The organism is Oceanimonas smirnovii ATCC BAA-899, assembly GCF_000381965.1.
Classification (GTDB): domain Bacteria; phylum Pseudomonadota; class Gammaproteobacteria; order Enterobacterales; family Aeromonadaceae; genus Oceanimonas; species Oceanimonas smirnovii.
In genome coordinates, this window is sequence record NZ_KB908471.1 from 1 (window position 1) to 13,392 (window position 13,392).

The following is a 13,392-nucleotide window of genomic DNA, read 5'->3' on the forward strand; positions in this document are numbered from 1 at the left end:
TGAGGCGTGTAGCTAACCTGTACTAATGACCCGTGCGGCTTAACCATACAACACCCAAGAAGTGTGAGACCTTGCAGGCTCAAGAGCACAAAGAAATTCATCACCAAGCTTTTTTCGAATTCAAGTTTAATGCCTGGCGGCCATAGCGTTGTGGAACCACCTGACTCCATGCCGAACTCAGCAGTGAAACGCAACCGCGCCGATGATAGTGTGGCAGCTGCCATGTGAAAGTAGGTCACTGCCAGGCACCCAATAAGAAAAAGCCCTTCACTGATGTGAAGGGCTTTTTTCGTTTCTGAAAAATACGTTTCACCTCACATTGTTACCAAAAGCTGCACTCAAAACGTTGTATTTATCGCCAGTCAAGCTATCCGCGCATTTTATGAGCTTGATGAACTGATAAAAAAGGCATAGCGTTAAATCGTAATAAAGCTGTCATGACTCGGTGCTTTAACTGGGTTATGACCATGACAAGGGCTTAGCCCGGGGAGCACGCCTATGGACGGCTACGACCGCAAACGCTTTATTCTCGACACCAATGTGCTGCTGCACGAGCCTCTCTCTATTTACTCTTTCAAAGAGCACGATGTTGTCATTCCCATGACGGTGCTGGAAGAGCTGGATCGCATCAAAGACAGACAAAAGGACGTCAGCCGGGACGCCAGAGTAGCCATTCGTACTCTGGAAGATATCTTTCGTGATGCCACGCCGGAAGAAATTGTTGCCGGTGTATCACTGGGCCTGAAAGACGATGATGCTTCGGGACGCATCGCCATTATCTCTGATCGTCATCTGCCGGAAGGCTATTCGGTATTTACTGATGATGAAGCCGACAATCGCATCATCAATACCGCGCTTTATCTGCAGAAACATGATGCCACCAGCAAAGCAGTGCTGGTCACCAAGGATATTAATATGCGTCTCAAGGCCAAGGGTGCCGGTCTTGAACGGGTTGAAGATTATCGTTCCGATCAGCTGGTGGACGACATACGCCTGCTGTCCAAAGGTTTTTTCCAGATGGAAAACAGCTTCTGGGACAGGGTAGGAGAGTGCCAGAGTGAAACCCATGGGCGCGAAGTGATCCATACTGTTTCGGAAGAGTTGCTGCCCGGCGCTCATGTTAATCAGTATTTGATTGATGATACCGATGACTTTGCGGGCAGAGTGCTGAGCAAGGCTGACGGTCAGCTGCGTTTTGTGGATCTGGGCCGGGAACGCATGATGGGACGTAAGGCCTGGGGTATTCAGCCCAAGAATATTTATCAGGCCATGGCATTGGATGCGTTGCTGGATCCCCATATCGACATGGTGATCCTGACCGGCCCGGCGGGCTGTGGTAAAACCCTGCTTGCCATGGCATCGGCACTGGAAATGACCATCGAAAAAGGCATCTATGACAGAGTTATCGTGACGCGCAATACGCCGGAAATCGCCGAGAGCATCGGTTTTCTGCCCGGCTCGGAAGAGGAAAAAATGGCCCCCTGGCTGGCAGCCATTACCGATACCCTGGAAGTGCTGCACAAGCAGGACGAATGCATGGACGGCTCACTCAGTTACATCATGGGCAAGGCCAATATTCAGTTCAAATCGGTCAACTTCATGCGCGGACGCAGTATCCAGAATACCTTTGTGCTGCTGGATGAATGCCAGAACCTGACCGCTTCTCAGCTCAAGACCATCATTACCCGCTGTGGTGAAGGAACCAAGCTGGTGTGCTCGGGCAACCTGGCACAGATTGACTCCAACTATCTGACCCCGGTGACCTCCGGGCTGACTTACATAGTCGAGCGTTTTAAGGACTTTGAAGGCAGCGCCAATATTTACCTGAATGGCGTGATGCGCAGCCGGCTGGCGTCCTTTGCTGAAGAGAATTTGTAAAAAGTGAGGGGTGGAATGTGATAAGGGAGGGTTACTCCTCCCTTATCACCGCCGTTGTTCCCAGATAGGCCCTTAATTCTGTTGTGCGGGGGGCTGACAGCAGCTCGCCGTCACCCAGCTCCAGAATACGGCCATTATGAATAAAGGCCATCTGATTAGCCACGCCGGCCGCTTCGGATGGGTGGTGGGTTACCATCAATACCGTCAGTTGCAGGCGGTCGGTTTGCTCTCGCAACAGTTGCAACAGCTCATAGCGCAATGCCGGATCCAGCGCCGAAAATGGCTCATCCAGCAGTAAGACGGGGCGGTTGCGTACCAGGCAGCGTGCCAGTCCTACCCGCTGTTGCTGGCCACCGGACAACTGTGCCGGCTTGCGGCTCAGCAGTCCGTCTATGCCAAGGCGTAAGGCTACATCTTGCACCTGTTGTTGCTGCTGCTCGTTCAGACGCAGCCCTGCATTCAGGCCAATGGCAATATTTTGCTGCACACTCATGTGCCAGAACAAATTGTTATCCTGAAACAGGGTGGTTATGGGCCGTTCGGCAGGGGTAAGGGGCAGCAGGCTGTTACCATTAAAACTCAGTGTGCCGGAGTCGACCCTGGCAAAGCCGCCAATCATTGCCAGCAGGGTGGACTTACCGGCACCACTGGGGCCAATCAGTGCAGTGATGGTGCCCGGGGCAGCAGTCAATGAAAAGCACTGGGTTTGCTCCGGATAGCTGGCGGCCAGATCAGTCAGTGTCAGCATGCTTTCCTCCCAATACGTGCTCAATCAACAGAAACAGCGCCAGGTTCAGTATCAGCAGCACCAGGGCGGTGGCGGCGGCATCGGTCATCTGGTAACTGCCAAGTTGCTGATAGAGCAACCAGGGCAGTGTCTGCAGCTGCTGACTGCCAAACAGGGCTATGGCACTCAGATCTCCCAGTGACAGCATCATGGCCAGTGCCAGTGCCAAAGCCAGGGGTTGGCGCAGCAGCGGCCACTCCACCCGCCGCAGACGATCCATACCGCTTATATTCAGGCTGGTACATAGCCGGTCGTAGCGATGAGCCACCCGCGCCATGGGCTGTTGCAGAGCGCGCAGACCATAGGGCATGGCCATCAGCGCATTCACCAGTACCACCAGCAGCGGGCCCAGCGCAAACACATCGGCCACACTGCGCAGCATAATAAACAGGCCGGTAGAAAGCACCACTGCAGGTAACACCAGAATGGCAGACCCGGTGGCTTCCATCAGCCCGGCGGCTATTCGTTGCTTACGGCGTATTCTGAGATGGCGGCTGGTCAGCAGCAGGGACGTGGTCAGCAGTACTGACAGCACGCCCGCTCCTAACGCTATGGTGACGGACTGACCCAGCGCCGACCAGAGCCGGGCAGAGGCCAGCGCGGGCAACAGACGAGGATTCAGGCCGGCGGTGATGATGGCCAGCAGAGGCGGCAGAAAAATACTCAAGGCTACCGTCAGTACTACCCCGTCGGTCAGCCGGGCATGCCACCAGCGCGTATCGTGGCGCAGACAGGTGGTGACGCTGTCGCCTCTGTATTCCGGCGGTTTGCTGAGGGCATATTGCAGTAACAGAAAGGCACCGCAAAACGTCAGTTGCAGCAATGCCAGGCTGCCAGCCAGCGGCAGATCAAAGTCGAAACGCAATGCCTGATAGATGGCCACTTCCAGCGTGGTGGATTTAGGCCCGCCGCCCAGTGCCATGACGGTGGCAAAACTGGTAAAACAGAGCATAAATATCAGGCTGGCCAGCCCCGGCAGGGCTCCGCGAATGGCCGGCCAGATCAGCCAGCGAAACAGTTGCCGGCTGTTAAAGCCAAACTGGCTGGCCAGCCGCCAGTGGCTGGCAGGAATAGCTTCAATATTTTGCAGCAGAATACGTGCCGCCAGCGGCATATTAAAGAACACATGAGCCAGCAGAATACCGGTCAGGCCATAGAGGTAGCTGACCGGCTCAAAACCCAGCCATTCCAGCACAGTGTTACTCCAGCCCTGACGGCCATGCACCGCTACCATGCCAAAGACCACCAGAATGACCGGCAGCACCAAAGACAGCCCGAACAGCCGCAGCAGCAGGCTTCTGCCGGGAAAACGCCGGCGCGACAGGGCCTGGGCCAGCGGCACAGCCAGCCCCAGGCTGAGCAGGGCAGACAGCCCGGCCTGATAAAAGCTGAACCAGATCACATGGCGCAGGTAAGGATCGGCAAACACCTGAGTGGTATTGTTGTCACCTTGCGTCATCAGCGCGGCAATGGGGGCGGCGGTAAGCAACAGAATAGCACTTACCGCCAGTATGCCCGGCAGCCACCAGTAACGCTGCAGCATCAGCGGGTGGTAGCGTGCAGCCACTGACGTAACCATTGCTTACGTTGTATGGCGATTTCTTCGGGAGTAAAGCTCAGCGCCCGCTCCGGCACAACCAGCTCATTAAAGCCGGCGGGCAGTTCAGTGTCGATCACCGGATACATCCAGTTGCCGGCAGCAATATGCTGCTGAAAGCCGGGAGTGGTCATAAATTGCAGAAAACGGTCCGCCAGCTCGGGCTGGCTGGCACTTTTTACCTTGCCGGCGACTTCTACCTGCAGGTAGTGGCCTTCTTCAAAGGCGGCGGCCTGATACTGGTGCTTCTGCTCGGCTTCAATATGGTAAGCGGGAGAAGTGGTGTAAGACAGTACCATGTCTGCTTCTCCTTCCAGGAACATGCCATAGGACTCGCTCCAGCCTTTGGTGACCGAGATGGTCCGTTGTGCCAGGTTTTGCCATACCTCCGGCGCCTTATCGCCATAGAGTTTCTGCACCCACAGCAGCAGGCCCTGACCCGGCGTGCTGGTACGGGGATCCTGATATAGCAAAGTCAGCTCTGGGCGCTCCAGCAATTCGGCAAAGCTGGCCGGTGGCTGGCTCAGCTTGTCGGCATTATAGATAAAGGCGAAATAACCATAATCAAAGGGCAGAAAATAAGGGTTGTTCCAGCCACCGGGCAGGGTCAGCCCCTCGGGCGTAAGGCCATGTTTCTCAATCAGGCCGGTTTCTGTTGCTGCCTGCAGCAGGTTATTGTCCAGCCCCAGCACCACATCAGCCTTGGTATTGCTGCCTTCCAGCCGCAGCCGGTTAAGAATGGATACGCCATCATCCAGCGCGACCCACTGCAAATCACAGTCGCATTCAGATTCAAAGCTTTTTTCAATGGCCGGCCCCGGCCCCCAGTCTGATGCAAATGAGCTATAGGTATAGATGGTTAATGTCGGCGTTTGTGCCGCCAGCGATGTGCTGGCCGCCAGCAGCAAGGCAAACAGCGTCTTTTTCACTGGGCCACTCCCTGGTTATATAGTGTCAGTATCGGGGCGAAATGGCTGCCTGAGCCGGCGAGCCCGATAGCAAAGGGTAAGAGCGCTATTGTAGGAAGATTTATCTGATGAAACCAGCCATGAAAGGATAAGCCCATGTTATCAGCCAACAAGGAGCAACGGTTATTCAGCCGAATGCAATTGAATACGATCGTGATCCTGGCCACTACCAGCGAACGTATTCAGGGAACCTGCATTAATCTCAGTTCGGAAGGCGTATTGATGCGGGTAGAAAGCGGCCGCTGTGAGCCGGGACAGGAATGGCAGCTGGTCTTGCCCTCGGCCAGCGATCAGGTACCGCCATTAATGGCCATGGCCAGAGTGTTGCGGGTAGAGCAGAGCGAAGAAGGGGATTTGGTGGCGTTATACCTTGATGATGTGCATTAAGGCCAGCTAATAAAAACGCCGGCGTGTGCCGGCGTTTTGCATCAGGCTTACAGCCAGGCCGGCTGCTTGGCCTCATAGGCGTCAATCTGATCCGCATGTTGCAGGGTCAGGCCGATGTTGTCGAGGCCGTTCAGCAGGCAGTAGCGGCGGAACTCGTCAATCTCGAACGGAAAGGCGTGCTCGCCGGCGCGCACTTCACAGGCTTCCAGATCCACGGTGATCTCGGCACCCTTGCTGGCCGCCACATGCTGGAACAGGCTCTCGACCTGCTCGTCGGTCAGGCGTACCGGCACCATGCCGTTGTTAATGGCGTTGCCGTAGAAGATATCGGCAAAGCTAGGGGCGATGACGGCCTTCAAACCGAAATCGGCCAGCGCCCAGGGCGCATGTTCGCGGCTGGAACCACAGCCGAAGTTTTCCCGGGCCAGCAGGATCACGGCTTTGTCGTAAGGCGCCTGGTTAAGTACAAACTCCGGGTTCGGCTGCTCACCGGCGTCATCAAGAAAGCGCCAGTCGTGGAACAGGTGTCTGCCAAAGCCGGACCGGGTCACCTTTTGCAGAAACTGCTTGGGAATGATCTGATCGGTGTCTACGTTGGCCGCATCCAGGGGGGCGGCGATACCGGTTAATTGCTTGAATCCGCTCATGTTATTCCCCTTATAAATCCCGAATGTCGACAAAATGACCGAACACGGCGGCGGCGGCGGCCATGGCCGGGCTCACCAGATGGGTGCGGCCACCCCTGCCCTGACGGCCTTCAAAGTTGCGGTTGCTGGTGGCGGCACAACGCTCGCCCGGCTGCAGCCGGTCGTTGTTCATGGCCAGACACATGGAGCAACCGGGCAGACGCCATTCGAAACCGGCTTCGATAAAGACTTTATCCAGTCCTTCGGCTTCGGCCTGCGCCTTCACCTGCTGTGAACCAGGCACCACCAGCGCCTGAACCCCGGCGGCCACCTTGCGCCCCTGAGCGATGGCGGCGGCGGCGCGCAAGTCTTCAATGCGGCTGTTGGTACAGGAGCCGATGAACACCTTGTCGATGTTCACGTCGGTGAGCTTGCCACCGGCAGGAATGTCCATGTACTGCAGCGCCTTGACGGCAGACTGACGCTCAACGGCGTCGTCAAAGTCTTCCGGTGCCGGAATGGTGCCGTTCACCGGCATCACCTGGCCCGGGTTGGTGCCCCAGGTCACCTGCGGGGCAATGTCGGCACCGTTGAGCTCGACCACGGCGTCAAACTCGGCACCCTGGTCGGACTTGAGGGTCTGCCAGTAGGCCACGGCCTGCTCCCACTGCTCGCCTTCGGGAGCGAACGGCTTGTTCTTGAGGTAGTCAAAGGTGGTCTGATCGGGCGCGACCAGGCCGGCCTTGGCACCCAGCTCGATGGCCATGTTACAGATGGTCATGCGCGCTTCCATCGACAGCGACTCAATGGCGCTGCCGCAGAACTCCACTACATAACCGGTGCCGCCGGCATGACCGACCTTACCGATAATGGCCAGCACCACGTCCTTGGCGCTGATGCCCGGGTTGAGCTCGCCGTTAACCTGAATTTTCATGGTTTTGGCCCGTCCCTGCTTCAGGGTCTGGGTGGCCATAACGTGCTCTACTTCCGAAGTGCCGATACCAAACGCTAGGGCACCAAAGGCGCCGTGGGTGGCGGTATGGGAGTCGCCGCAGACGATGGTGGTGCCCGGCAGGGTCAGGCCCAGCTCGGGGCCGATCACGTGCACTATGCCCTGGTACTTGTGGTGCAGGTCATACAGGGGCACGCCGAATTCTTCACAGTTCTTGGCCAGGGTTTCCATCTGAATGCGGGCCATTTCACCGGAAGCGGCAATGTCATTGGTCTCGGTGGAGACGTTGTGATCCATGGTCGCCCAGGTGCGGTCGGGGCGGCGCAGCTTGCGGCCCTTTTCACGCAGGCCGTCAAAGGCCTGGGGCGAGGTCACTTCGTGTACCAGATGGCGATCAATGTAGAGCAGCGGGGTTTCGCCGGCTTCATTGCGCACCAGATGGGCATCAAATACTTTCTGATAGAGGGTTTTGGCCATTAGTTTGCTCTCCGAATGCGGGATACGATTTGCTCGCCCATTTGACTGGTGGACTGCTCCGGATGTTCGGCCTTGTCGCTGTACAGGTCGCCGGTAAAGTAACCGGCGGCCAGGGTTTCGGCCACGGCACGCTCAATGGCCTGGGCGGCTTCTTCCTGCTTGAAGCTGTAACGCAGCATCAGCGCGGCGGACAAAATCTGGGCGATGGGGTTGGCAATGCCCTGACCGGCGATGTCCGGAGCGGAGCCGCCGGCCGGCTCGTACAGGCCAAAGCCCTGATCGTTCAGGCTGACGGAGGGCAGCAGGCCCATGGAGCCGGTGATCATCGCCATTTCGTCGGAGATGATGTCGCCGAACAGGTTGGAGCACAGCAGCACGTCGAACTGGGACGGATCCTTAATGAGCTGCATGGTGGCGTTGTCGATGTAGATGTGGTTCAGGGTCACATCCGGGTAATCCTTGGCGATTTCGGTGACCACTTCCCGCCACAGGATGGAGGCCTGCAGGACGTTGGCCTTGTCGACGGACGTCACCACACCACGACGGCCCTGGGCCGCCTCAAATGCCAGCCGGGCGATACGCTCAATTTCATAGCGGTGATACACCTCGGTATCGAACGCCTTTTCTTCGGGGCCTGAACCTTCCCGACCCTTGGGCTGACCGAAGTAGATGCCGCCGGTCAGCTCGCGCATGCACACTATGTCAAAGCCGCGGGCACTGATGTCGGCGCGCAGCGGCGAGAAGCCTTCCAGGCCCTGGTAGATCTTGGCCGGGCGCATGTTGCAGAACAGCTTGAAGTGACCGCGCAGGGGCAGCAGGGCACCGCGCTCGGGCTGCTCATTGGGCGGCAGGTTTTCCCACTTGGGGCCGCCCACAGAGCCGAACAGTACGGCATCGGCGGCTTCACAGCCGGCCAGGGTGGCGGCGGGCAGGGGACTGCCGTGGTTATCGATGGCGATGCCGCCCACATCATAATGGCTGTAGTCCAGCTGCAGGCCGAACTCGGCCTGCACTTTATCCAGCACCCGAATGGCTTCAGCCATCACTTCCGGGCCAATGCCGTCACCCGGCAATACCGCGACCTTGTAGCTTGCGCTCATGTTCACACTGTCTCCATACGAATTTTTTTCTGAATTTCTTCTTTCTTTTCCGCGACCTGCTCGGCCCGGTAAATGCAGTTAATCACGTGAATCAATGCCTGGGCAGAGGACTCGACGATATCGGTGGCCAGGCCCATGCCGTGGAACTTGCGGCCCTTGTACTCGGCGACGATGTCCACCTGACCCAGTGCATCTTTGCCTTCACCCTTGCTTTGCAGTTCGTATTTGTCGATGCGAATGTCATAGCCGGTGACCCGGTTGATGCACTGGTACACGGCATCTACCGGGCCATTACCCACGGCGGCTTCATTAACGATCTCGCCGCCCACTTCCATGCGTACACTGGCGGTGGACATGACATTGCTGCCGGACTGCACGCTCAGGTACTTGAGCTTGAACTGCTCGGGCTCTTCGTGGATCTGGCTGAAGAACACCAGGGCTTCCAGATCGTAATCGAATACCTGGCCCTTGCGGTCTGCCAGCGCGAGGAAGCTGGTGTAAAGGGTGTCGAGATCATAGTCCTGCTCGGAGTAGCCCATCTCAGCCATGCGGTGCTTGATCACGTGGCGGCCGGAGCGTGAAGTCAGGTTAAGCTGGTTCTTGGGTAAACCAATGCTTTCGGGGGTGATGATCTCGTAAGTGTTCTTGTTTTTCAGTACGCCGTCCTGGTGAATACCGGAAGAGTGTGAGAAGGCATTGGCTCCGACGATGGCCTTGTTGGGCTGTACCGGCATATTGCACAGGTTACGCACCAGCTGGCTGGTCCGGTAGATTTCCTGGTGCTTGATATTGGTATGTACCCCGAGCAATTCGCCCCGGGTTTTCATGATCATGGCCACTTCTTCCAGCGAGCAGTTGCCGGCCCGCTCACCGATGCCGTTGATGGTACATTCAATCTGGCGCGCACCTGCCTGTACGGCGGCAATAGAGTTGGCTACCGACATGCCGAGGTCGTCGTGGCAGTGCACGGAAATAACGGCTTCGTGAATATTGGGTACCCGCTCAAACAGGGTCTGAATAATGCCGCCAAACTCGCTGGGCACTGTGTAGCCCACGGTGTCGGGAATGTTTACGGTGCGGGCACCGGCCTTGATCACGGCCTCGACCATGCGGCACAGATTGTCGATGGGGGTGCGGCCGGCATCCTCGCAAGAGAACTCCACGTCGTCGGTGTAGCCCCGGGCGTGCTTGACCGCCGCCACGCTCATTTCCACGACAGAGTCGAAGTCTTTGCGCAGCTTGCTCTGCACATGTATGTCGGAGGTAGAGATAAAGGTGTGAATACGGAACTGATCCGCCACCCGCAGCGCCTCGCCGGCGGCGTCGATGTCGGCCTTGAGGGCTCGGGACAGGGCGCAGACCCGGCTGTTTTTGATATGACGGGCAATGGTCTGCACCGATTCAAAATCGCCGGGAGAGGAAATGGGAAAGCCCACTTCCATCACGTCAACACCGAGGCGCTCCAGAGCCTGGGCGATCTGCAGTTTTTCCTTGACTGACAGGCTGGCGGAAAGCGCCTGTTCACCGTCCCGCAAGGTGGTATCGAATAAAATGACCTGGTTCGACATGTCGCTTTCCTCTGTGTGTCCGTGCCGCCCGAAGCAGAATAAAAAAACCCGTGCGGACGGCACGGGTTTTTAAGTGTGAAACTGTGTGAATGATAAATTCCAGCTACGCCTAACCCCGTGCGCTAAAGCACCTTGTTGGTTAGTAGTAGTAGCTGAATTTGTTTTTGCATGGTCACTCACATCAGAAAGAATCCGTTAACAACGCTATACAGATAACGATTAACAGCGGTGCTGTCAACTTTGGCTGTGCCGGGAAAGTATGGTTTCACTCTTTTTATAAACGGCATATTGGCATTTAAGTAGTGTTTTATACTGCGTTTATAGTTTTATTCTTGTTTATAGTTTCGCTTTTTATCTTGAATGTTGGGCTGTTGTTTTGTTGTTGTCTTAAGTGACCTTTCAGGTCTTTTCGGTCAGGCTTTAAACACTGGCACCAGCATGCACCCGGGGCTGGTGCTGGTACCGGCAAAGCAGCATGGGCAGGCTGTTTCAGGCGGAGCAGGCAGAATTGCAAAGCCCCCGTGGACAACGGATTTAAAGCAGGTTAAGGTGATTTTTCATCCTTTTTCTGCTTATCTTCAGCCTGGCTGTTGTAAGTTGTTGTTTTATAAATATAAGAACCTTCATTTAGCAGTGCGCACAGCGTGCCCGCCTGCGGCTGCCTAAAGGAAGGCAAAGTGAACGGAGCAGAGCCTGGAGGGCTTTACCATGGAGATGTTATCAGGCGCAGAAATGGTCGTACGAGCGCTGGAGGACCAGGGGATAGATTACCTGTTTGGTTATCCCGGTGGCTCGGTACTGGACATCTATGATGCCTTGTTTGAAAACAGCAAAATAGAGCATGTGCTGGTGCGCCACGAGCAGGCGGCCGTGCACATGGCTGATGGCTATTCACGGGCAACCGGCAAGGTGGGTACCGTGCTGGTCACGTCCGGCCCGGGTGCGACCAACTGTATTACCGGTATTGCTACTGCCTATATGGATTCTATTCCTTTGGTAGTCTTGTCCGGCCAGGTGCCAACCCACTATATTGGTGACGATGCCTTCCAGGAAACCGACATGATCGGTATTTCCCGCCCTATCGTGAAACACAGTTTTTTGTGCAAGAAGGCGTCCGATATTCCTCTGGCCATTAAAAAGGCCTATTACATTGCCGCATCCGGTCGCCCCGGCCCGGTGGTAGTCGATCTGCCTAAAGATATTCAGAACCCCAAGGAAAAGCATCCTTACGTTTACCCTGACAGCGTGGATATGCGTTCCTACAATCCCACAGGAACAGGCCATAAGGGGCAGATCAAAAAAGCGATGAAGGCCCTGGCCGCGGCCAAGCGCCCGGTGATGTATGTGGGGGGCGGTGCTATTACTGCCGATGCCAGCAATCTGGTGGTGCAGCTGGCCGAGCAGTTTAATCTGCCGGTCACCAACACCCTGATGGGCCTGGGTGTCATGCCCGGCACGCACAAGCAGTTTGTGGGTATGCTGGGCATGCATGGCACCTATGAAGCCAACAAAACCATGCATAACTCGGATCTTATCCTGGCCATTGGTGCCCGCTTTGACGACAGGGTAACCAATAACGTGGCCAAGTTCTGCCCGCATGCCACCATAGTGCATGTGGATGTGGATCCGACCTCTATTTCCAAAACCATTCCTGCGCACATTCCCATCGTGGGCTCAGCCGACGCTGTGCTGGCGCAGATGCTCGACGCCATTCGTGAGCTCGGACTTAAGCCCGATACTCAGGCCTTGAGTGACTGGTGGGCGCAGATCGAGCAGTGGCGTGACCGCAAGTGCCTGAGTTATGAAAAAAGTGATAAATACATCAAGCCTCAGGAAGTGATGGAGGCGGTGTACCGCATTACTGAAGGTAAGGCCATCATCAGCTCCGATGTGGGTCAGCACCAGATGTTTGCCGCCCTGTACTATCCCTACGACAAGCCGCGCCAGTGGATCAACTCCGGTGGCCTGGGCACCATGGGCTTTGGCCTGCCTGCCGCCATGGGCGCCAAGCTGGGCTGCCCCGATGCCGTATCTGTGTGTGTGACCGGTGACGGCTCCATTCAGATGAACATTCAGGAACTGTCCACCTGTATGCAATACAACATACCGGTGAAAATTATTTCCATGAACAACAGCGCCCTGGGCATGGTGAAGCAGTGGCAGAAGATGTTCTATGAAGGCCGTCAGAGTCATTCCTACATGGACTCGCTGCCCGACTTCGTCAAGCTGGCCGAGTCCTATGGCCATGTGGGCATGAAGGTCACGGATCCGGCCGAGCTGGACGCGGCCCTGGAGAAATGCTTCTCCCTGACCGACAAGCTGGTATTCATGGATATTCAGATCGATCCGGAAGAGCATGTGTATCCCATGCAAATCAAGACCGGAGCCATGGATGAAATGTGGTTAAGCAAAACGGAGCGAACCTGATGCGGCGTATTATTTCCCTGTTGCTGGAAAACGAGTCCGGTGCCCTGAGCCGGGTAGTGGGGCTGTTTTCCCAGCGGGCCTATAACATTGAAACCCTGACAGTGGCACCCACAGAGGATCCCACCCTGTCACGCATGACCATCGTCACCAGCGGTGACGAGCGGGTGATCGAGCAGATCACCAAGCAGCTCAACAAGCTGGTGGATGTGCTTAAGGTCAGCGACCTGACCGACGGGGATCATATCGAGCGTGAAATTGTGCTGGTCAAGGTGCGCGCCGACGGGTCCAACCGGGATGAAGTCAAGCGTACCGCCGACATCTTCCGGGGCCAGATTGTGGACGTCACTCCGCATCTGTATACGGTGCAGCTGGTGGGCACCAGTGACAAGCTTGACGCTTTTATACGCAATATGAGCGAAACTACCGAAGTGGTGGAAGTAGTACGCAGCGGTGTGTGCGGTGTGTCCCGGGGTGAAAAATCCCTGCGCGCCTGATCCGTCAGTTGCCTTAGAAGAAAAAACCGCCCGCAGGCGGTTTTTTTATTCCTGGAGTTCAGTTCTCATGTCTGGTTTCAAAAAAAGTTGACATTCACCATCAGCGATTGAAAATCAGAGCCAGAGAACAG

General features: G+C 56.3%; 11 protein-coding genes and 1 rRNA gene. 5 read left to right on the forward strand and 7 right to left on the reverse strand.

The features are described from left to right. Nucleotides 1-132: 132 nt before the first annotated feature. Together rrf and G364_RS0114995 are read left to right on the forward strand one after the other, a co-directional pair. Nucleotides 133-247 (forward strand): 5S ribosomal RNA (rrf, locus tag G364_RS0114990). Nucleotides 248-498: 251 nt separating this feature from the next. Beyond that, nucleotides 499-1,878 (forward strand): PhoH family protein, encoded by a 1,380-nt coding sequence (locus G364_RS0114995; protein ID WP_019935956.1) that lies wholly within the window; start codon nucleotides 499-501, stop codon nucleotides 1,876-1,878. A 31-nt stretch (nucleotides 1,879-1,909) separates the two neighbouring features. Here G364_RS0114995 and thiQ read toward each other — a convergent pair whose 3' ends face one another. Genes thiQ through thiB form a run of 3 tightly spaced genes read right to left on the reverse strand, consistent with a single transcriptional unit; the run spans nucleotide 1,910 to nucleotide 5,179 of the window. Then, nucleotides 1,910-2,626 carry a thiamine ABC transporter ATP-binding protein gene (gene thiQ / locus G364_RS0115000; RefSeq protein WP_019935957.1) on the reverse strand — a complete coding sequence of 239 codons (717 nt, stop codon included), beginning with the start codon at nucleotides 2,624-2,626 and terminating at the stop codon, nucleotides 1,910-1,912. Beyond that, a complete protein-coding gene (gene thiP / locus G364_RS0115005; protein WP_156816527.1) occupies nucleotides 2,610-4,208 on the reverse strand; it encodes a thiamine/thiamine pyrophosphate ABC transporter permease in 1,599 nt (532 codons plus the stop codon). The genes thiQ and thiP overlap by 17 nt, the downstream gene beginning before the upstream one ends. After that, nucleotides 4,208-5,179, reverse strand: a complete 972-nt coding sequence (thiB, locus tag G364_RS0115010; RefSeq protein ID WP_211212459.1) for a thiamine ABC transporter substrate binding subunit — start codon at nucleotides 5,177-5,179, stop codon at nucleotides 4,208-4,210. Before thiB ends, thiP begins: the two co-directional genes overlap by 1 nt. A 147-nt stretch (nucleotides 5,180-5,326) precedes the next feature. Between thiB and G364_RS0115015 the strand changes: the two genes are divergently transcribed. Further along, nucleotides 5,327-5,617 carry a PilZ domain-containing protein gene (locus tag G364_RS0115015; protein ID WP_019935960.1) on the forward strand — a complete coding sequence of 97 codons (291 nt, stop codon included), beginning with the start codon at nucleotides 5,327-5,329 and terminating at the stop codon, nucleotides 5,615-5,617. A 47-nt stretch (nucleotides 5,618-5,664) separates the two neighbouring features. On the opposite strand, the gene leuD is transcribed toward G364_RS0115015, so the two are convergent. The 4 genes from leuD to leuA are packed head-to-tail and all read right to left on the reverse strand — an operon-like array spanning nucleotide 5,665 to nucleotide 10,340. After that, a complete protein-coding gene (leuD, locus tag G364_RS0115020) occupies nucleotides 5,665-6,264 on the reverse strand; it encodes a 3-isopropylmalate dehydratase small subunit (protein WP_019935961.1) in 600 nt (199 codons plus the stop codon). 10 nt (nucleotides 6,265-6,274) lie between these two features. After that, nucleotides 6,275-7,672, reverse strand: coding sequence for a 3-isopropylmalate dehydratase large subunit (gene leuC / locus G364_RS0115025; protein ID WP_019935962.1), 1,398 nt, complete (start codon nucleotides 7,670-7,672; stop codon nucleotides 6,275-6,277). After that, complete coding sequence (gene leuB / locus G364_RS0115030) at nucleotides 7,672-8,772, reverse strand: 3-isopropylmalate dehydrogenase (protein WP_026344936.1); 1,101 nt, start codon at nucleotides 8,770-8,772, stop codon at nucleotides 7,672-7,674. The genes leuC and leuB overlap by 1 nt, the downstream gene beginning before the upstream one ends. A 2-nt stretch (nucleotides 8,773-8,774) precedes the next feature. Next, the gene (leuA, locus tag G364_RS0115035) at nucleotides 8,775-10,340 is read right to left on the reverse strand and encodes a 2-isopropylmalate synthase (protein WP_019935964.1); all 1,566 of its coding nucleotides are present in this window, start codon (nucleotides 10,338-10,340) and stop codon (nucleotides 8,775-8,777) included. A gap of 708 nt (nucleotides 10,341-11,048) precedes the next feature. On the opposite strand from leuA, the gene G364_RS0115040 reads away from it, so the two are divergent. Together G364_RS0115040 and ilvN are read left to right on the forward strand one after the other, a co-directional pair. Beyond that, nucleotides 11,049-12,767, forward strand: coding sequence for an acetolactate synthase 3 large subunit (locus tag G364_RS0115040; protein ID WP_026344937.1), 1,719 nt, complete (start codon nucleotides 11,049-11,051; stop codon nucleotides 12,765-12,767). Next, entirely contained in the window at nucleotides 12,767-13,261 is a 495-nt protein-coding gene (ilvN, locus tag G364_RS0115045) for an acetolactate synthase small subunit (protein ID WP_019935966.1), read from the forward strand. The genes G364_RS0115040 and ilvN overlap by 1 nt, the downstream gene beginning before the upstream one ends. Nucleotides 13,262-13,392: the final 131 nt, after the last annotated feature.